This window comes from Peptococcaceae bacterium 1198_IL3148 (assembly GCA_036763105.1).
Taxonomy (GTDB): domain Bacteria; phylum Bacillota; class Desulfotomaculia; order Desulfotomaculales; family Desulfohalotomaculaceae; genus JBAIYS01.
In genome coordinates, this window is sequence record JBAIYS010000001.1 from 218,079 (window position 1) to 238,973 (window position 20,895).

Below are 20,895 nucleotides of genomic sequence, written 5' to 3' on the forward strand. Positions count from 1 at the left end.
ATTATGTCACGATATTTGTTAAATTTTCATAATCTTTTTAAAACAAAAAATTAAAATAAAAAAGGACTCTACTGAGCCCCTAGTACATTCTTAATGACGGTTTAGTTGTATACACTTTATCATTCCTTAAATTGCGTATGTTTCTAACGGCAAATATATTATCATCGGTCTTAAACTGACCAGTCATTTCCACATTATCATCAACTAAAATATCCGGTAACACCTTTTGATCCGGACCGATATATTTGAAAAATTTACATTCGACAATCTCACCGCCGCTGTTTTCAATTTGTAACATGCCTTTAATATAATGTACCCCTGAATCGTGATCCGTTTCCCAGTTGGCTTCTTTAACTGTACCAGCCAGTGAGTCTTCTTCCAAAACCTGAGATTCCCGTAACATGCCGTTTATTTTGTTGGTGTTTACCATTAATACCGGCAATAAAAGAAATACCAGTGGTGTAATACACAATAAAATAATTGTAATCCAACCGTACCATTTAATTAATTTATGAACTTTTTCCTTCGGTGTTTTAATGTAAATTTTAGGCTGTGACACTACCAACACCCCTTCTAAAAATTAAACCTTACTTCACCATTAGTACCGTGCATAAATGTTCCTTTGCCATCCGCTCCTTAACCCTGCTGGAGGTATTGCCGGGACCAGGCTCCTTAGTTCCCAAAACCAACAAATCATAATTGCCCTCTTTAAGTTCTTGAATTATTTGTTCTGCTGGTTTGCCCTCCCGGGTTTTCCAGTTAAATGTAATCCCCGTTTGCTGCGCCCTTTCTTTAAAGGTGGTTAATACCTTTTCAGCCTGTTCAGTCATCATTTGGTTAATATAGTTTAAAAACTGTTTCCTGGGTAAAGTTTCTAGCAAAGTATCCACTTCTCCATAATGAAGTAAATTGTTTTCTTTAATATTTATTAATGTCAATTGGCAGTCTGTTTTATCTGCCAGTAACAACGTTTGATCCATAACCTTTTCCAGATTAACCTCTTCCCCGTGAATTGCCAACAGAATATGCTTATACATTTACAGTGGCCCCCGTCATTAAATTTATTCTATTATATCAAAATCAAATTAAAATTGGCAGGAAGATTGATATTCACTTCCTGCCAATTTATTAATTACTATTTAAGCTATTATCTTTGCCAAGATTGCTAGCGCAAATCCTAAGCCACAGATTATCAAATCTTGTCTTCGATGTTTTTTATCTTCTTTCCTTGATTCTTCCAAACTCATAGTTTTAGCGTCAGCCATTTAAAGCACCTCCATTGTTATCCTAATTAAAAGGGTAGGATCCACAGAACTGCTGCCAGAGCAACGATTGCCTTAATAATCGCTACAATGAAGCCTAAGACTATACCATCTTTACCGGCTGCTTTCATATCTGAGAATCTAGTGGTTAAACCGATGCTGGCAAAACCAAGGGTGAAGGCATAATCCATTAGTTTACCACCCATTTTAGCTTCTGCTTCGCTGAATACACCAGTTGTGTTAATGGTCATTAGCGCGATGAATGCAAGTACGAACACTGGGAATTTGTCTAAAACGAATTGTGTCTTATTAATTTCACCAGCTTCTTTAGATTCATTGCCCAATACTTTCATTACAATGTACAGCACCACGAAAGGTAACAGTACCACACGACCCATGTTGAAAATACCAGCCATTAAACCAGCATCCTCACCGTAAGCAAAACCAGCGGCCAACACTTGGGCGGAGTTAACGATGGACACACCAGCCCAGGCACCAAATTGTTGTTGGCTTAAACCGATGGCGTTACCGATGGCAGGTAGGATAAACAGCATACCAAGACCAAAAACCAAAATGGAGGCAATGGCGTAAGCCATTTCTTGCCCTTTAGCCCGAATGGCCGGTCCGGTAGCAACTGTAGCGGAAACACCACAGATGGAGTAACCAGCAGCTAAACAACCGCTTAATGAATCAGACAAAGTAAATTTGTTCTTTAACCTAAACATTCCCCACACAGTACCAAACAGAACTACTGTGATAAAGGCCATCGCAGCGGGACCAACAGCGATAAAACTTGACCAGGTATACTTAAGACCCATCAATACAATACCGGTTTTGGTAAAAATGGTGGAGTACTTCAAACCTGGTTCAAATACAGTGGGTACACCAACGGTGTTACGAATCAGCATACCAAAAATAATGGCGATAAATACATAGTTGATACTTAATGCATCTTTAAGAGCTTTGGCGTTTTCCTTCATCCAGCCTTCTGTTTGAATGGCTAGGTAGGAAAGAGCAATAATCAAAATTAGACCGGGAATAGATTTTACGACCTTTTCGCCAAAACTTGGTTTTGCCACTTGTGCTTGTGACATTAACCACACCTCCAATAAAAATTAATTTGTTACCAATTAAATAATTAGTAAGTTATAATATATAGTAGGTTTAAAAAACCAACACCCCTTTCAAAATTAATTTTTATATAATGCTTTAATGCTTTGCATTATGTCTATGCAACCTGTGCTTGATAGTGTATTCACATGTTCTTTGTTTTATAATATGTTTAAGTTAATGTTAAATCAACACCTCTGGCATACTATGGATGTTTTGATCATTAACCCTGAACAAAAATAGTCACTGCGATGATAAAAAAGTGTCAACTGGGTGACAATAAAACCAGGTTTGCTATAATTCAGTGTTAACTTTAGATTGTCTTAAGCCTTTAAAGGACAAGTCGTAATCGGTGTAGAACAATATAAAAAATCATTACTATTGGTGATAACATGACGTCAATAAAAATTAATACAAAAATTCAAATTGCTTTGCTAATGACTATATTAGTTTCTGCTGCAATTTTGCTACATCAATCTCTCAGCACCCCTAGTCAGACTGAAATTATTAACCATTATTCCGAGCAATTGGCTATCAATGCCAAAGTATCTGAGGACATCGGCAAAATAACTTCTAATAGCCAAATGTATATTTTATATGCTGACAAACAGTACCTTGATGCCTTTAGGTATTATAGTGCTAAAATTATTGAAGATGAGTTAGCGCTGTACAACAATGCCAGCGAGCAGGGCAAGGAAAGCATTAATAAAATTATTGAATTGAGCAAAACCTACATTTCCTTTGTAGAAAATGAAGTGGTGCCACTGATCAATGCCCATAACGAGTTGGCTGCCAATGATCTGAAGTACCTGCAAGTGCGACATAACGAATTCAGCCAAGAATTGCAACAACGGGCTGCAGAGATAAGTTCTGCTAATATGGCTGAACTAAACAATTTTTTTCAAGGTACCGTCACAAATATTGGCGATAAAATAACGCTGCCGGTGATGTTTCTTTTAATATCCTTGCTGTTGATGCTGGCTGGTCTCTATGGCACGTTGACACAATTGTCATCCCACCATCAGTACTTAAATAAGGTATCTGAGAACATAGAAAATGCCCTCATCATAGTTGACCGCAGCGGTGTTTTTAAGGAGCTAAATAAATCAGCCCGGGAAATATTGGGCATTGATCCCGATAAGTTGTTAGAAAAAAACATCAGTGAAATTCCCTACCTTTTTCCGCAACTGCAAAACATAGTACAGCCTTTATATGCGGTAATTATGCAAAAAAAGGAGTTGCTAAATCAAAGTATTGTTTACATCTATGCCGGCAAAAAGATTGCGCTTGATGTTGATTACCACCCGGTATTGGGCAATGATAATAAATTAATTGGTGTCATAGTTTTAATGAATGTTGTTGCCGAGCAACGGGACAAGCATGTTTTATTAGACACCTTAGAGGCGGAAAGAAAGCGGCTTTCTATAGAAATTCATGATTGGATTGCCCAGTATCTATCTACAATTATTCATTCGGTTGACTACATTATTCGATTAGACAATATACCAAAGGATGAATTAAAGGATAGTTTGGTGACCATTCGCAGTCACTGTCAAAATGCTGCCATAGAAATGCGAGGCATCATGAATAACCTCCACCCCTACTTGATTGACAAGGTGGGATTAGTGTCTGCCTTGGAATCTTATATTAATACCTTCGAAAAGCTTAATAACATTAAGGTCTATGTTTTTTATCAAACCAGATCCCTTAACATACCAAACAAACTGGAAATAATTATTTATCGCATTATTCAAGAAGCACTGAGCAACATCGTTAAACATTCTCAAGCCACCGAGGTAAATCTGCACTTTATTGTGGAAAGCAATTTATTAAAAATAGAATTAGAGGATAATGGGGGCGATTCTGGAGAATTTGTCACCGGCAAAGGTATGTGGGGTATGAAAGAACGTGCTAAACTAATAGGTGGAGACATTGATTTCGAACACAGTGATATCGGTTTTTGTGTCACCTTAACAGTTCCTATAGATTCAGGAGGCCATAATAATGAACAAAATCATGGTAATGTTGATTGAAGATCATAATGTATTTCGGGAAGGCCTAAAGAAGCTAATTGACTTAGAAGAAAACATGTCTGTCATCGCTGAGGCCGGTACTTTTCAAGAAGCTTTAAAAAATGTCAGTGAACAAGTGGATGTTATCTTGTTAGACATCAACTTGCCCGATGGTGATGGGTTAGAGTTGTGCTCCATCTTTAAACAAAAATACCCCGGTATTAAACACGTGGCCTTAACTACCTATGACGATGCGGTGTTTATTAAAAAGGCCATGGATTCTGGGGTTAAAGGCTTTATACCTAAATATGCATTTTTTGATGAAATAAAAAGGGCCATCATAACCACTTACCAAGGGAACTCCTATTTGCACCCAGGTTTAACTGATGCCTTACTTAACTATTCAGAACCGGGGCTAACTGATGCCGAACTGGAGATCTTGCAATTACTGTCCAGTGGTAAAACCCAAAAAGAAATTGCCGAACAAATGTTTATCAGTCTTTCCACTTTGCGGCGCCGAATTCGGTCTATATTGAGCAAATTAAACGTCAGCACCGTTGAAGAAGCCCTGACCGCTGCCATCAAAAAAGGATTAATCCATTAGGGAGTGGGTTTCATGAAACGTAGCCCTGAAATAAAAAGAAGTACTTTACCGTTATATCTGATAATATTCTTTTTATGCCTGTTAATTATTTTTGGCATTGTGGAATTCCGCTATTTGAATAACATTTTAAATAGTTATGAGAGCAGTATTGAACAAATTGCCGTTAATAAAACCAATTCTTTTTTAAATCGCATTGAAGGTATCGCCGAAAATGTCGCCCGCAGAATTGAACTGAAACACATTGGCACAGATGATCAATCATTACAATCAATTTTACCTTACGATCGACGGATTACCAATGCTTATGTGGTTCACAGCAACGGGCACATCACCAGTACCTCTAATCTAACCGATATCGCCTATGTTTCAAGCTTAGCAACCAGCGTCAAAACAAAACAAACCGCCATCATATCAGACTTAAACTATGACGAATTTCTAAAGTTAAACGTGGTGAGCGCTGCCGTACCCTTGGCTGACGGCAACGTGCTGGTGATGGATTTTCGCATTGATGAATATCAAAAGCAAGTGATCGAGGAATTTAACACCACAAATTATAAAATAGCCGTTTTGGACAGCAACAATCTGCCCATTATTTGGCCATTTCCAGAGGAAGATTTTGCGACTTTTAATTTGACCCAATCCAAAATTTCCATTAATGATAAGCACTATCTAATTGTAGATACCATCGTCAGCCAAACGCAATGGCGTGTGGTTTTATTTAAACAGGACACCAATTTTGAAAAATATAGATCGGTGTTAATTATTTTTCTAGTATTTGCTCTATACTATTGCATTTATCAATTATTGGTTGAGTTTTGGGGTGTAAACAGTGCCAAAACTTATTTTGATAACATTGATTTTGCCATTTTAAATCAAGTAAATGAAGGCATAATTATTACCAATAATGCTGGGGTTATTGTTTTTGCCAATAATGTGGCCCACCAATTGTTCAGTGATCGCAAAAACAATTTAATTAATGTGCAATTGAAAGATATTATGGGTCATATTGAAAATATTCAAGGTAACCATCCCAGCTCCCAAAGACTGACCTTAAAAACATCGGATAAATTGATGGAAGCTATGCATTCACCAATTATTAAAAAGGGCAAAAGACTGGGGTCATTAAGTGTCATTCGGGTATATAACGGAGAAGAAAAGGCCTATAGAAATGTATTGGAAAAATTAATGGAAATTACCCGCGAAGGTGTTGTTTTCGTAGATGAAAACAACCAAATAGTCACCGCCAATTTAATTGCCAAAATGTATTTAGGTAATTTAGACAGCGGTAAAAGTATTGAAGGATTAGATGCTAAACTTGCAGAATTTATTATAAAAAATATAGATTCCCGGTCTATAAATAGATTCAAGTTGGAATCGTATCATATATTGTGTGACGTAGCCCCAATTTATGATAACGATGGTGTCTATATTGGAACGCTGATTGTGATGTTTGACCACGATAAATAAATTTGATTGGAGACCCCATTACATGATCGAACGGATACTATTAATATTAGGCCACAGCACTAACATTGATAACTTCATAGCGCTGGTGGATAAGTTACAGGGGCCAAGTTCCAGCGTGACGGTACTTAACATCATCGACAGTGGTTGGAAAAATATTCTGGGAGACGAGTGGATCAGTAATGCCACCACCCGAAACAACTTTTTTCAATACATGGAAAATAACTATTATCGAGAGGCTGTGAAAGGAAATGATGCCTTTAGCAAGTGGGCAGAAGGCAAAGGAATTACATTGAATCCTTTGATCAAAATCGGTGTGCCACAGAAAATAGTAATGGCTACATTTACTGAATTCGGTCCCTTTGACATTGTTATATTGCCAACGGGCGGTACAATAAATTTAAAGGCAGAAACTTTAGCTGACAAACTGGGTTGTCCAATTATAATCAACCCAGTTTAATCAAAAACCAGCACTAAAATTACTATGGTCAGGGCCAATGTCAAAGCAATATAGTCTTCAATGCGCTCGGTAATAAACAAATCAAAGGGGTTATTTTCAGACGTCTCTTCCCTTTTAGTAACCTCATCATCTTTAGACTTCACATTGCACCACCTCAACAAATTAGTAATTGTAAATTAAGGTTGCTCATCAATAAACAACAGTACCACAATTAGTGCTAAAACTGCTTTAAATATGGCGGCCGCTGTGCCTACCACCAGCGGTTTGCCGCCAGCCTTCCGTAATTCGCTAAAGGATATCTGCATGCCCAAACCTGCCAGCCCAATGGCAAAAAACCAATTATAGAGTTTTCTAATCAATGTCAATTCTGGTGAAGCTGGAGAGGTTTGTCCCAGCAATCCAAAGGATGTTAACAACACCATAGCTAAAAAACCCAATACAAAAACCGGAAACCGACTCCACAAACTGGTGTTGATGTTGATATCATCTTCTTCTGACCGGGCAGAACTGGTAAGCACTGCCAATGCCAACACCACAAAGGGTAAAAAAATAACTCTGATGATATTATAAATTTGGCCAGTTTTTAAACTCACCGAGGCGTGGCTGGTTGTCTCTGGATCAAAGGACAAACAGGCAGCTAAAATTTGACCGGAGTTTAGAATACCTGTGCCTGCCCAAACACCAAATTGATGCGGACTTAAGCCCACTATGCTACCAACAATGGGGAAAATAAATAGGCAGGCCACCCCAAAGGAAAGTATGGTAGCAATGGAGTAGATAACATCGGTTGTTTTGGCGCGCACCGCAGGCGCTGCCGCCACAATGGCAGAAACCCCACATACCGCCACCCCCGCAGATAGCAGCGCTGCCGCCGATGGTTCCATCTTCATTTTATTGGCCAACCAAAAGGTAAAAAATATTGTTATGATAATAAATGCCGAAATAACGACAATGCCGGTACCTCCCAATCTAGTTAAGTCCACGATGCTGTACATCGAACCTAATAAAATAACTCCCAATTTGATAAATAATTTAGAGGTTTTTATTCCACTGGCAGCCCATCGAGGTACTCCCAAAACATTTCTGATGATCATACCAATGATTATTGTTAAAAGTACATAGTTTAAATGTAAAACATCTATTAGTATTTTGTTAGTAACTTCGTTAGAGGCAAAATACGCTTCCAGACCGGGCCATTGGGGAAAGCCAAAGTCTTCCGTACCCATGGTTAAAATGGCAATGGCTAGCATTAACATAATCCCCGGCAACGTTTTAACTAGCGTTAACGATTTTTCCATATTTTTGCCTCCTTTTCGACAATTACTTCTATTATAGCATTAATTTAACTTATTTAACATTAAGCCAACTAACTATATTGTTGCGTTACCTAAAGAAAAAACCCTTAATATGGGTTTTTCTAATCTTTAGCTAATTCATTGGCAGTAATCACCGCCATGGCAATTTCACTGATACTCTTGCGCATGGTCATACTCATTTGCTGTAACATTTTGTGGGCTTCATCTTCTGAAAGGGCTTTATTCTGCATTAAAATGGCTTTGGCCCGCTCAATCACCTTTTTATTAGCCAATGTTCGTTTTAGCTCCTCCAGTTGCAAATCAAGTTTTTTAAAGCGCTCACAATTTGCTATCGCCTGTTCGATGGCAGTGTATAACTGCTGTTGACGGATGGGCTTTACCAACAGTGAGATAAAAAAAGAATCCCTGGTCTGATCGATGATCGCTCGCGCTGCCCTAGCCGTTAGAATAAGCGAAGGTGCCAGGGCTTCTTCCTCCAATATCTTAGCTACAGCCACGCCCCCCATACCCGGCAAGTGGCTATCTACAACCACTAAGTCCGGTTGGGTAATCCTAACTTGTTTAATTACCGACATTCCGTCAGTGGCCTCGCCTACAATGCTGAAACCCGACCTAAAAAGCATTTCTTTTAACTTATCCAATGCGGCCACTTCACTCTCAGCTGCTACAATACGGCGTCTGGCCATGGCTTCACTCCTTAAGTCTATTTGTAAATCCTCGGCACCCTGGTAGCAACCATACAAACCAATTCATAATTAATGGTACCTAATTTTTCAGCCAGTTCTTCCACCGGGATACAGCAATCACCTTGACAACCAATTACCACCACTTCATCACCGGTTTGTACCGTCTGATTGCTGCCCAAATCAACCATGCACTGATCCATACATATGCTACCCACCACCGGCGCCCTTTGACCAGCAACCAATACCTCTCCTTTTTTAAGCATGCGAGTAAAGCCATCGGCATAACCCAACGGTAGAGTAGCAATGGTTGTCTCCATTTCGGTACAATAACGACAGCCATAACTAATGTGGTTGCCCGCAGGCAATCTTTTGATATGAGCCACCCTGGTTTTTAACGCCATAGCCGGTTTCAATATCACTCTATCCCGATTAACTTCACTTGATGGGTAGAGACCATACATCATAATCCCCGCCCGGACCATATCCAAATGGGTGTCGGGATGATCAATTATGGCGGCACTATTGGCAGCGTGGCGCAGCTTAAACTTAATACCCCTTTGGGATAGTTTGTCTATAAATGTTGTAAACCTTTCAAATTGTAAATTGACGTAAGCTTTGTCCCAGGCATCGGCTTTAGCAAAGTGGGTAAAAATACCCTCTACATTAAGCTGAGGCAATTGCTTAATTTGTTCAATTTCTGCCAGTGAATTTTCGTCTGGAATAAATCCTAATCTACCCATGCCGGTGTCAATTTTAATATGTATTGTTAACTGCTTGCCCATTTTTAGGGCAGCACTATTCAACTCTCGGGCCATCGGTAATGTATATACAGTTTGGGTAAGGTCGTTGGCGATTAATTCTTGGTACTGTTCCGGTGGAGTGTATCCCAGTAATAATATTGAACCAGTGATACCACTCTTCCGCAAAACTAGCGCCTCTCCCAAACGAGCCACCGCCAAACAGTCAGCCCCATTGGCCAAAGCTGTCTTCGCCACCGGTACCGCTCCGTGTCCGTAACCATTAGCTTTAACCACCGCCATCACCTTTGCCTGTGGTTTTACCACTCTACGAACTTCACCAACATTGTGAGCAATGGCAGACAAATCAACCTCGGCCCATATTGGATGCGCCATCATTTATCCTTCACCCTCTCTAATAAATATTAAACCCATAGTTGTATTATATTCAAAATTAAAAAACCAAAATCCTGCTATGCAGCAGAGCAAAAAATGCAGGGGAGATTCCCCTGCATTAACATATTGCTTTAACTACTTACAGTTGTTCCAAAACCTCTTCCAGCGGGGTATAAGGCAGATTTAGATCGTCAGCCACTGCCTTATAAGTGCAATGACCATCGATAACGTTAACGCCTTTAGCCAAGGCCGGATCTTCCTTAACAGCTTGTACGTAGCCTTTATTGGCTAACTTCAGCGCATATGGCAAAGTAACGTTTGTTAAAGCAAAGGTGGATGTCCGCGCCACTGCACCAGGAATGTTGGCAACAGAATAGTGGATAACGCCATACTTTTCGAATATTGGGTTACTATGGGTTGTCACGCGATCACAGGTTTCAATGGATCCACCTTGGTCGATGGCTACATCCACAATTACCGAACCAGGCTTCATGGCTTTTACCATATCTTCTTTCACCAATTTGGGCGCTTTATGACCAGGGATTAACACAGCGCCGATCAACAGGTCGGCTTGTTTTACTGCTTCGGCAATATTTAATGAATTGGACATTACCGTTTTTACGCGACCACCAAAAATATCGTCCAAATAACGCAGGCGATCAGCACTGACGTCAATAATGGTTACCCGTGCCCCTAAGCCCAACGCAATTTTAGCTGCGTTGGTACCAACAATACCGCCTCCAATAATTACCACGCTAGCCGCCGGCACTCCAGGTACGCCACCTAACAGAATCCCCTTACCACCTTTGGGCTTTTCTAAAAATTGTGCACCAACCTGTACCGACATCCGGCCAGCAACTTCACTCATTGGGCTTAGCAGAGGTAAAGAACCATTGGGCAATTGCACTGTTTCGTAAGCTATACCCACAACCTTTTTATCCAGTAACGCTTTGGTCAATTCAGGTTCTGGCGCTAAGTGCAAGTAAGTAAATAATAATTGTCCTTCTTTAAAAAGTGGGTATTCCTGGGGCAGGGGTTCTTTAACCTTCATGATCATATCAGCAACTTGATAAACTTCTTTGGCTGTATCTAAAATTTTAGCCCCCACCGCAATGTAATCGTTATCGGTCAAACTACTGCCCACACCGGCATTTTTTTCAATGTAAACCTCATGGCCATTGGCAACCATATCATGCACACCAGCTGGGGTAATGGCTACCCTGCTTTCATTGTCTTTAATCTCCTTAAGTACACCAATTTTCACTTGTAATCCTCCTTTTTTAAATTATGTTTTATAAACATATATAAATGCAAAGGTTGTGCCAACATTGCCAATTTTCAGTATATTTTCAAAAAATAATATAGGACGCACCTTTGGTGCGCCCTATAGATGGTGGTTTTATTTTTATCTTAACGGCACCATTTATTTTGGCAATAACTATTGCCATTAACAGCTGTTTTAAAACTAAAGTTGGTAAAATTTCTTACCGTATGGTTTATTTTCTTGCCACTTTTTGAAAGCATTGGGGTAGGTAACCTAAAATGTCTCCGGCCATTAAACTGTGACTGCCTAAATGTTCAGCCCCTTGATCCCCAGCCATGCCGTGAAGGTAAGCAGCTGTGGCTGCGGCCTTGGTAACGTCTAAACCTTGGGCCATCAGTCCAGCGATAATGCCAGTCAATACATCTCCACTGCCGGCAGTGGCCATCCCCTGGTTGCCAGTGGGATTAATATATACTGTCCCCTTTGGTTCTGCTACTAGTGTTCGGGGACCCTTAAGCAACACTGTACAGTCCCAGGATTCTGCACATTGTTGCGCCAGGTAAAAACGCTGTCCCTGAACCTCTGCAATGGTTGCATCTAACAGTCGCGCCAGCTCACCTGGGTGGGGCGTAATTACTAACGGCACGTTAATTTGCTCAAATATTTCGGTGTTGTGGGCCAGTGCGTTAATACCGTCAGCATCCACTATTGTGGGCACTTCCACCTGTGGTAGCAGTTGCTGAATAAACTTAACCGTTTCTAGATGTTGAGACAGGCCCGGTCCAACGGCCAACACATCTACATTGGCCATTTGTTCTTTAATCATCTCCAAAGCATCCGTTGTCACTCTGCCAGCGGCATCTGGCAAGGACAGGGTCATTATCTCCGGAATTTTGCCGGCCACAGTATCATGGATGCTGGCCGGTACTGCCAAGGTTACCAAACCGGCCCCAGTTTTTAAAGCAGCAGTGGCGGTTAAAATTGCCGCTCCAGCCATCCCTTTGGAACCACCCACCACCAGCACCCGGCCAAAATTGCCCTTGTGACCCCAAGGGTTGCGTTGGGGTAACCAGTTGGCAACGGTTTCTAAATCCAAAAGATATTTAGTAATATTTGTTGTTAACAGCGGTTTTGGCAAACTAATGTCTGCCACTTCCAGCATACCACATACCGCCGCCCCGCTTTCCAGCACCATACCCAATTTGGGCAGACCAAAGGTTACCGTTACCGATGCCTTAACACAGTGACCCCCAATGTTGCTGGTATCTGCCTCTAAGCCTGATGGAATATCCACCGCCACAATTGGTAAATCACTGGTGTTAATCAGTTCAATAATCCGCCCAATTTTTTCTCCCACGGTACCCTTAAATCCCGTGCCAAACATGGCATCAACTATTAGGTCGGTGCTGAGTAAAGAAATCTTCACCAGGTTGATGCCATTTGGTTGATGCACCAAGTAAATCTTTTGACCCATATTGCGCCATATATTTAAGTTGGTTTGGGCATCCCCGGTTAACCCCTCGGGCTCAGTAATCATCAATACCCTAACGTCAGCCCCCATATTTAGCAGGTGTCTGGCCACAACCAAGCCATCGCCACCGTTATTGCCCTTACCCACAAATATTGTAATGGCCTTGCCCCGCACATTACCTTGCAATTGTCGCACCACTGCATTAACTACGGCTTTGCCGGCATTCTCCATTAACACTATGCCCGGAATGCCATATTCGGCAATGGCCTTGCCATCAATGGCCCTCATTTCCTCTGCCGTTACTAACTGCATCGGTGATCACCTCCTGCCACCGCCACTGCAAAGGCTACCGCTGTAGTTCGATCATGGGATAAACTGATTAACACTTTATCTACTCCTTTTTTATCGGCAACTTTTCTAGCGCCGCCGGATAATTTAACTGTTGGAGGGCCACCGGGGTAATTGGCTATTACTTCTATATCGGTAAACCGGCACCCTGCTAAACCAGTGCCCAATGCCTTTAATACCGCCTCCTTGGCAGCAAAACGGGCCGCCAAACTGGGATAGGGGTTTTTATGACTAAAACAGTACTGACGTTCAGCCAAAGTATATATCCTCTCTAAAAAACGTTCGTTGGTACAGGCTTTGGCAATGCGCTCTATTTCAATAGTATCGGTTCCCACACCGGTTAACACAAAGGGCACCTCCCATCGGTCAAAATAGTCCTATCATTAAAATATCTCCCGATAAAAGTACTGTCAATCACTTTTATCGGGAGATATTGAATTAAAAGCCTAATATTTTACGCAACTTTTTGGCTTGCCCCCGCGAAACCGGCACTTCACTGCCTTCTTTATCCTCTAAAAACAAATTATATGTGCCATTAAAAAAAGGTACAATTTCTTTAACCTTATGCAGATTGACCAGAAAACAGCGATGGGTTCTATAAAAAACGGTGGGGTCTAATCTGGCCTCTAACTCCTTTAGGGTAAATCTGGTCAGTAGTTTTTCATCATAGGTTTTTATATATACGCAATCCTTTTCGGTAAAGCCATAAAAAATATCGGACATATCCACCAGAATGGTTTTGCCCAACTTTTCTGCTGTGATGCGATTAATTTTAATTTCACTTTTAGCTTTACTATTATTGTCCACTTCGGTAACTTCATTATCCTCCACAGTGTTGTCGCCATAGAATTTTAATACTTTATCCACCGCCTTGCGCAGGCGCTGTTCTTCCACCGGTTTTAATATATAATCCACCGCATTAACCTCAAAGGCCTTTAAAGCATGGTCATCATAGGCACTGATAAATATCACCTGGGGGCGATGGGGCAATTCTTGAATCACCGCTCCCAATTCTAACCCACTCATGCCAGGCATAGATATATCCAAAAACAACACATGGTATTCCAGCGCCTTGATCAAGGCCAACGCCTCATTAGCGTTGGTGGCTTCCCCCACAATTTCAATATTTTCAAAGTTGGATAACAGATATCTTAATTCCTGCCGAGCGGGGTATTCATCATCAACTATTAACGCCCTTAACTTCACCATTAAATCCCCCTTCCTCGGTAGTTTCTAAAATTAATGGTACTCTAACTTTAACAGACGTTCCCTCGCCTTGGTTACTGGTAATGGTTAATCCATACTCCTCACCAAAAAGTATTTTTAAGCGCTCATGTACATTGCTCAAACCCACTCCGCTCCCCGAACCAAACCCTGGTTCCAGTACCCGGGGCATTATTTCGGGTTTTATCCCCACGCCGTCATCGCTGACGGTTATTTGAATTTCTCCGTCAACCAGTTTAGCAGTTATTTTCACCGTCCCTGTGCCTATTTTAGGGGATATGCCATGTCTAACGGAGTTCTCCACCAACGGTTGTAATGTCAACACCGGAATTTTAAGTTTTAGTAACTCGGTATCTATTTCTTTTTTAATTCGCAACTTTTCCCGAAAGCGTGCCTTCTCCAGCACTAGATAATTTTGCAGATATTCCAACTCCTCTTCAAAGGTAACTAAGTAACCCCGGCGTTTTAATGAATGGCGGAAAAATGCTGCCAATCTCTTTAGTAGCCTGCGGGCGGTTTCTGGATTGGTGCGAATGAACATACTGATGGTATTCAAGGTATTAAATAAAAAGTGCGGATTGATTTGGGCCTGCAGTGCATCTAGTTCTGCCTTTGTCACCAACTGCGTCTGCCTATCCAGTTCGGCAAGCTCCATTTGCACACCTAACAATTGAGCAATACCAGCGGCCAGTTTAATTAAATTATCAGGCATCGCCCCTGCTGTGGTTTCGTATAGCTTAATGGTTCCCAGCACTTCGCCTTTACATTTTAAAGGAGCGATCACTGCCGCTTCTAAGGGACAATCACAATCCGCTTGATGGGGACAGTTAAAGTCCTGTTTTTTGGCCACCACCTTCAACTGTCCGGTGGCAATAACCTCCAATGTTGCGTAGGTGACAATGGAGCCACCTGGGGGGTGCCTTTCACAACCGGCACCCAAAAATGCCAATACATGTTGTCTGTCGGTAACCGCCACCGCTGGCACATCACTAATTTTTTGAATAATCTCTGCGGTGTGCTGCGCAGTTTCGGCATTAAGTCCCCGACGTAAAAAAGGCAGGGTTTCGTTGGCGATTTGCAAGCTGCGATCGAAGGACTTGGGGTCCACTCTAACCGTTACCATTTTGTGAAAACGGGGGTAGATAATTACGGTGTACATCACCACAGCATTGGCCATTAGCAATATCAAAGCAACTAACCAATTATTTGTTAAATATATTATAATACCCAATGCTATAATCTGTACCAAGGCAAACCGCAAAATAGTACTCTTTTGAATTTGATCTATATGTCTCAAAATTACACCTCTTATTAAAGTGAGTAAATATTCTAAATAAAGTAGTATTCTCCAAATGTTTTGATATTCCTTTTGTATATAAAATGTATACATTACTTAGATGTCGATTTGTTTTCATTAAAAAAGCAGGGCGGAAATTTCCACCCTGCCTATAAATACTACTATTATGTTGTTATGGGTTGTTTTCTTGGCCAAAGCCAGCGCCTGCACCTTTCATGCCACCGCAACATCCTCTACCCTGTCCTATCCCCATTCCTTGCCTGGGGGGTTGGATGTTGCCATCCCGTTGAATCATTCTGCAACCTTCAAACCCCGCTGCTTCCCTGGTTGCAAAGTTTTGCTCCATGCGATCCAGCACCGCCTGTTTTTGTTCCGCAGTTATTCTGCCAGCATCCACATGGGTTTGCAGCACTTCTGCTTTCTGGGCAACCCGTTGCTGATGCCAATCCCTAATGGCCTGCAATTGATCTGCAGTGACGTCCGCCATAGCAACGCCGGCGGTGGAAATTGCCAATGTCAAGCTTAGCGCAATAGCAACAACCTTACGCCTAATTTTAAACATTACCATCTCCCCTTTAGGTATATTATATGTTATTTTTGATGTTTTTACCATTACCGGGGAGAGATACCCAATATAAATTTCCAATAGCTAAATTCAAAATTCATAATTCAGCATTCGAAATTACTCTTGATACTGTTGTTTCAAATCCACCACCACATCGGGATTAGAAAGGGTGCTGGTATCACCCAGCGTCCGACCTTCAGCCACATCCCGCAACAGTCTTCTCATTATTTTGCCACTACGGGTTTTGGGCAATTCCGCTGTAAAGAAAATGTCATCCGGTCTTGCCAACGCACCAATTTTTTTAGCCACATGGGTTCTCAGTTCTTTAATCAAATCTTCACTCTGTTCAACGCCATCCTTCAGCGTAACAAAAGCAGATACCGCCTGCCCCTTAACATCGTGCATCTTACCGATAACCGCCGCTTCAGCCACCGCCGGATGATCCACCAAGGCGCTTTCAACCTCCATGGTGCTGATACGGTGTCCCGATACATTGATTACATCGTCCACCCGTCCCATCACCCAAATGTACCCATCACTGTCACGCCGGGCACCGTCACCGGTGAAATACAATCCCTCAAAGCGGCTCCAATACTGGTCAATATAGCGCTGGGGATCGTTGAAAACGGTGCTGAGCATTGCGGGCCAAGGATGCTTGATTACCAAATATCCTGTTTCCCCTGGCAATACCGGATCACCGGCAGCATCTACAATATCCACATCTATTCCAGGCAGGGCAAAACTTGCTGAGCCAGGTTTGTTGAAAGTGATACCAGGCAATGGACTGATCATTAATTGACCGGTTTCTGTTTGCCACCAAGTGTCCACAATAGGGCAACGGCCGTTACCAATATTTTTGTTGTACCATACCCAAGCCTCGGGATTAATTGGTTCACCTACACTGCCCAGCAGCCTTAACGAAGACAAGTCTCTACCTGCAGGCCATTGTTCTCCCCACTTCATAAAGGTGCGGATGGCGGTTGGTGCAGTGTAAAGTATTGTCACTCCGTACTTTTCTATCACTGCCCAATATCTATCTTTCTCCGGATAATTGGGCGCCCCTTCAAACATCACGGTGGTGGCACCGTTTGCCAATGGACCATACACAATATAACTGTGTCCGGTTATCCAACCAATATCCGCTGTGCACCAATAGATATCATCTTCTTTGAGATCAAAGACCATGTTATGGGTGGAACTGGTGCCTACTAAATAGCCACCGGTACTATGCACAATTCCTTTGGGCTTACCAGTGGTACCACTGGTATAAAGGATAAAAAGCATATCCTCAGCATTCATTGGTTCTGCCGGACAGCCAATGGGTGCTGTTTCCATCAATTCATGATACCAAAGGTCACGGCCTTCAACCATGTCGATATCTGTATTGCCAGTGCGGCGTACCACCACAACCTTTTCCACCGAAGTGTTTTCTGTTAATGCTTTGTCTACAGTTTCTTTCATCGGCAATTGTTTGCCGCGACGATAACCACCGTCGGCGGTGATTACCACTTTAGCTCCGGCATCATTAACTCTATCCCTGATGGCTTCCACTGCGAATCCACCAAATATTACGTTATGCACTGCACCAATGCGAGCACAGGCCAGCATGGCAATTGGCAGCTCAGGAATCATCTGCATATATAAGCTTACCCGATCACCTTTAGTAACTCCCAAGTCCTTTAGCACATTGGCAAACTTAGTCACTTCCCGATACAGGTCTTGATATGTTAGTACCCGGGAATCTCCCAGCTCCCCTTCAAAAATAATGGCAGCTTTATTTTTGCGATTGGTTGTTAAATGCCGATCTATACAGTTATATGATGCATTGATCTTGCCACCAACGAACCACTTGGCAAAGGGATGTTCCCACTCCAAAGTACGATCCCACTTTTGAAACCAATCTAACCGCTCAGCTTCTTTAGCCCAATACTCTACATAATTATCATTGGCATCTTGATATATTCTGGCATCATTAACATTGGCTTGTGCCACAAATTTTGGATTGGGTGGGAAAATGTTATCATTACCAAAAAACGATTCTATCAATTGATTATCCGCTAATTTAACACTCATGCTATTGCCTCCTAATATCAAACAAATGTGTTATACTAAATATACACAGTAGAACACATTTGAGAAATAATTTTGCGCCCAATAGCATAATTTGCCCACCCAGTAGTTTTAATCGCGTCAAACGACAATGTATACCGGTATACACCCATCGGCACCGCCTATTTGCCATTCACCGCCTAAAATTAACCGTTCAGCCTAATATAAAAAGGATACCGTTAAACAAATAAGGCCGGAAATAACGAAAAGAACTTGTCCAAAGACAAGCCCTTTTCATTCAAAATTCATAATTCAAAATTGCCCTTAAACTATTTCGCTGCCTCAAATTCAGCCAACAATCGCTTAAAAATCTCCTTCACCGGCAATATTTCTTTGATTTTAAACACGTTTTTGCCTGCAAAAACAACACCGTCATTGACTAAACCATCCCGGGTATTGGTTAGTGCCTTCATAATACAATAGGCCCGGGAACAGTCTTTGAGACAGCTCTGACAATGTTCTATCGGCGCGTATTCACCCTGCTGTATCTTTTTAGCAAATTCATTATTAATGGCTCTGCCAGGCAAACCCACTGGACTTTGGATTAATACCACATCCTCTTCCTTGGCCTGTAGATACATTTGTTTAAATTCATCTGCCACTGAGCATTCTTCACTGAGCACAAAGCGAGTGGCCATCTGTACCCCACTGGCACCGAGTTTTACTAAATCAGCCATATCTTGTCCAGACACTACGCCGCCCGCTGCCACCACTGGTATTTTAACGGCCTTCACGACTTCAGGCAAAATCTCCTTGATGGATTTATCGGTACCCAAGTGCCCACCGGCCTCGGTTCCTTCAGCCACCACTGCCGCAGCGCCGTATTTCTCAGATATCCGTGCCGCCTTGGCCGATGAAACAATGGGTACGATTGCGGTGTCACTTTCTTTACCCCAACGATAAATATCCCGGGAAAACCCCGCCCCGGTAAAAATCACATCAATGCCTTCCTCGATAGCTGTATGAACCAAAGCGGCAAATTCCTTAGCAGCATACATGATATTTATACCAATTATGCCCCCATTGGCAATTTTACGGGCTTTTCTTATCTCATCCTTTAGTTCATCCAAGGCCATACCGGTTGCTGCGATTACCCCTACACCACCGGCTGCTGCCACAGCCCCCGCCAGCGAAGAGGTGGATACTCGCACAGCCATACCGCCTTGAATTATGGGAAACTTAGGGACTAAATTTCCGATCCGCAATTCTGGCAATTTCAAAACTTTTCCCTCCAAAAACAAATATTAACTATACTAGTAAACCATATAAAGTAACAATTTTCAACTATTATTATAACCAAAATAAACAAATGCCATATATTGTAAACCGACGTTAATTTTTTACATAATAAAAGAGGCTGTTGCAAAACCTACTATAGGGTCGGTTTCCGCGCCGACCCTATAGTAACATAGGTTTGGTGTTACGGGCAGACATGGCAACCTGCCCCACACGCTTTTTGCAACAGCCCCTTAATTCAACGGTAAATTAAATCCTGCCAATCTCCACTACCCAACCAAATTTGTCTTCTTCTTTACCATATTGTATGTTTAACAGGCGATTATACAGTTTCTTGGTCACTTCACCCACTTGATTGTTATTAACTACATAATTTTCCCCTTTGTAGTTTAGTGCCCCCACCGGCGCAATCACAGCAGCGGTTCCGGAACCAAACATTTCTGTTATTTTGCCGCTGGCCGCAGCTTCTTTGACTTCGTCAACACTGATCAATCTTTCTTCAACCCCATAACCCATATCCTTGGCCAGTTCAATTACCGAAGCTCTGGTTACACCTGGCAGAATAGACCCTGTCAATGGCGGTGTCACCAACGTATCACCGAAAACAAAGAACATATTCATGGCGCCCACTTCTTCAATATACTTATGCTCTTTAGAATCCAACCACAGCGCTTGGGAAAATCCATTTTTCTCAGCATTTAACTGTCCCAAAAGTTGCGCCGCATAGTTACCACCGGTTTTAATGTCACCAACGCCACCCACCGAAGCCCGAACCAATTTATCTTCAACATAAATACTGATGGTATTAAAACCAGCTTTAAAATAAGGACCCACCGGCGAAAGAATAATATAGAATATGTACTCCCTTGATGAGTGTACCCCTAAAAAGGCTTCATTTCCCACCATGGTGGGGCGAATGTAAAGGGAAGTACCAGGTTCCCTAGGTATCCAACGTTTTTCCAAATTGACCAGTTCTTTTAATGCTTGCAGAAAATCCTCCTCTGGAATTTCCGGCATACACAAACGTTTGGCGGAGCGATTCATTCGTCTGGCATTTTGCTCTGGGCGAAACAGCAAAACGCGACCATCCTCAGCCACATAAGCCTTCAAGCCCTCAAAAATTTCTTGTGAATAGTGCAGTACACATGCTGCCGGATCCATGCTAAAATGTTTATAACTTTCTATTTTGGCATCATGCCACTGGTTTTCGGTATTGTATTTCATGGTAAACATCCGGTCGGTAAAGGTTTTGCCAAATACTAATTGCCCAGCATCAGTATAAAGGGGTTTCAGGTCCTTTTCAGCAACGGGTTCCACATTGATGTTTAACATCA

General features: G+C 41.9%; 21 protein-coding genes. 4 read left to right on the top strand and 17 right to left on the bottom strand.

The window, feature by feature from the left end:
* Positions 1–79 precede the first annotated feature (79 nt).
* The 4 genes from V6C27_01150 to V6C27_01165 all read right to left on the bottom strand — a co-directional run bounded on the left by V6C27_01150 (position 80) and on the right by V6C27_01165 (position 2,356).
* Positions 80–559, bottom strand: coding sequence for a hypothetical protein (locus tag V6C27_01150; GenBank protein MEG6615033.1), 480 nt, complete (start codon positions 557–559; stop codon positions 80–82).
* A gap of 28 nt (positions 560–587) precedes the next feature.
* Entirely contained in the window at positions 588–1,037 is a 450-nt protein-coding gene (locus V6C27_01155) for a universal stress protein (protein ID MEG6615034.1), read from the bottom strand.
* Positions 1,038–1,139: 102 nt separating this feature from the next.
* Complete coding sequence (locus V6C27_01160) at positions 1,140–1,265, bottom strand: hypothetical protein (GenBank protein MEG6615035.1); 126 nt, start codon at positions 1,263–1,265, stop codon at positions 1,140–1,142.
* A gap of 26 nt (positions 1,266–1,291) precedes the next feature.
* Positions 1,292–2,356, bottom strand: coding sequence for a putative sulfate exporter family transporter (locus V6C27_01165; protein ID MEG6615036.1), 1,065 nt, complete (start codon positions 2,354–2,356; stop codon positions 1,292–1,294).
* 408 nt (positions 2,357–2,764) lie between these two features.
* Here V6C27_01165 and V6C27_01170 point away from each other — a divergent pair, with 408 nt between their 5' ends.
* Genes V6C27_01170 through V6C27_01185 form a run of 4 tightly spaced genes read left to right on the top strand, consistent with a single transcriptional unit; the run spans position 2,765 to position 6,912 of the window.
* Complete coding sequence (locus V6C27_01170; protein MEG6615037.1) at positions 2,765–4,405, top strand: PAS domain-containing protein; 1,641 nt, start codon at positions 2,765–2,767, stop codon at positions 4,403–4,405.
* Positions 4,377–4,988 (top strand): response regulator transcription factor, encoded by a 612-nt coding sequence (locus V6C27_01175; GenBank protein MEG6615038.1) that lies wholly within the window; start codon positions 4,377–4,379, stop codon positions 4,986–4,988. The genes V6C27_01170 and V6C27_01175 overlap by 29 nt, the downstream gene beginning before the upstream one ends.
* 12 nt (positions 4,989–5,000) lie before the next feature.
* Complete coding sequence (locus tag V6C27_01180) at positions 5,001–6,455, top strand: PAS domain-containing protein (GenBank protein ID MEG6615039.1); 1,455 nt, start codon at positions 5,001–5,003, stop codon at positions 6,453–6,455.
* A gap of 22 nt (positions 6,456–6,477) precedes the next feature.
* Positions 6,478–6,912 (top strand): hypothetical protein, encoded by a 435-nt coding sequence (locus V6C27_01185; GenBank protein MEG6615040.1) that lies wholly within the window; start codon positions 6,478–6,480, stop codon positions 6,910–6,912.
* Here V6C27_01185 and V6C27_01190 read toward each other — a convergent pair.
* From V6C27_01190 to V6C27_01250, 13 genes are all read right to left on the bottom strand, one after another.
* A complete protein-coding gene (locus tag V6C27_01190; protein ID MEG6615041.1) occupies positions 6,909–7,055 on the bottom strand; it encodes a hypothetical protein in 147 nt (48 codons plus the stop codon). The two genes, V6C27_01185 and V6C27_01190, sit on opposite strands and share 4 nt — an antisense overlap.
* 33 nt (positions 7,056–7,088) lie before the next feature.
* The gene (locus V6C27_01195; protein ID MEG6615042.1) at positions 7,089–8,210 is read right to left on the bottom strand and encodes a putative sulfate exporter family transporter; all 1,122 of its coding nucleotides are present in this window, start codon (positions 8,208–8,210) and stop codon (positions 7,089–7,091) included.
* A gap of 119 nt (positions 8,211–8,329) precedes the next feature.
* The gene (locus V6C27_01200; protein ID MEG6615043.1) at positions 8,330–8,914 is read right to left on the bottom strand and encodes an ANTAR domain-containing protein; all 585 of its coding nucleotides are present in this window, start codon (positions 8,912–8,914) and stop codon (positions 8,330–8,332) included.
* Between the two features lie 17 nt (positions 8,915–8,931).
* Complete coding sequence (gene alr / locus V6C27_01205) at positions 8,932–10,050, bottom strand: alanine racemase (protein ID MEG6615044.1); 1,119 nt, start codon at positions 10,048–10,050, stop codon at positions 8,932–8,934.
* 136 nt (positions 10,051–10,186) lie between these two features.
* The gene (gene ald, locus V6C27_01210) at positions 10,187–11,311 is read right to left on the bottom strand and encodes an alanine dehydrogenase (GenBank protein ID MEG6615045.1); all 1,125 of its coding nucleotides are present in this window, start codon (positions 11,309–11,311) and stop codon (positions 10,187–10,189) included.
* Positions 11,312–11,543: 232 nt separating this feature from the next.
* Positions 11,544–13,094, bottom strand: a complete 1,551-nt coding sequence (locus tag V6C27_01215; protein ID MEG6615046.1) for an NAD(P)H-hydrate dehydratase — start codon at positions 13,092–13,094, stop codon at positions 11,544–11,546.
* On the bottom strand, positions 13,085–13,477 hold the full coding sequence (gene acpS / locus V6C27_01220; GenBank protein ID MEG6615047.1) for a holo-ACP synthase: 393 nt from the start codon (positions 13,475–13,477) through the stop codon (positions 13,085–13,087). Before acpS ends, V6C27_01215 begins: the two co-directional genes overlap by 10 nt.
* A 91-nt stretch (positions 13,478–13,568) precedes the next feature.
* On the bottom strand, positions 13,569–14,336 hold the full coding sequence (locus tag V6C27_01225; protein MEG6615048.1) for a LytTR family DNA-binding domain-containing protein: 768 nt from the start codon (positions 14,334–14,336) through the stop codon (positions 13,569–13,571).
* Positions 14,311–15,651, bottom strand: coding sequence for a histidine kinase (locus tag V6C27_01230; protein MEG6615049.1), 1,341 nt, complete (start codon positions 15,649–15,651; stop codon positions 14,311–14,313). Before V6C27_01230 ends, V6C27_01225 begins: the two co-directional genes overlap by 26 nt.
* A gap of 172 nt (positions 15,652–15,823) precedes the next feature.
* Positions 15,824–16,213: a DUF2680 domain-containing protein gene (locus tag V6C27_01235; GenBank protein ID MEG6615050.1), complete on the bottom strand. Its 390-nt coding sequence runs from the start codon at positions 16,211–16,213 to the stop codon at positions 15,824–15,826.
* Positions 16,214–16,333: 120 nt separating this feature from the next.
* Entirely contained in the window at positions 16,334–18,289 is a 1,956-nt protein-coding gene (acs, locus tag V6C27_01240; GenBank protein ID MEG6615051.1) for an acetate--CoA ligase, read from the bottom strand.
* A gap of 305 nt (positions 18,290–18,594) precedes the next feature.
* Positions 18,595–19,545: a nitronate monooxygenase gene (locus tag V6C27_01245; protein ID MEG6615052.1), complete on the bottom strand. Its 951-nt coding sequence runs from the start codon at positions 19,543–19,545 to the stop codon at positions 18,595–18,597.
* Positions 19,546–19,810: 265 nt separating this feature from the next.
* The gene (locus V6C27_01250) at positions 19,811–20,893 is read right to left on the bottom strand and encodes a branched-chain amino acid aminotransferase (GenBank protein MEG6615053.1); all 1,083 of its coding nucleotides are present in this window, start codon (positions 20,891–20,893) and stop codon (positions 19,811–19,813) included.
* Between the last annotated feature and the right edge of the window lie 2 nt (positions 20,894–20,895).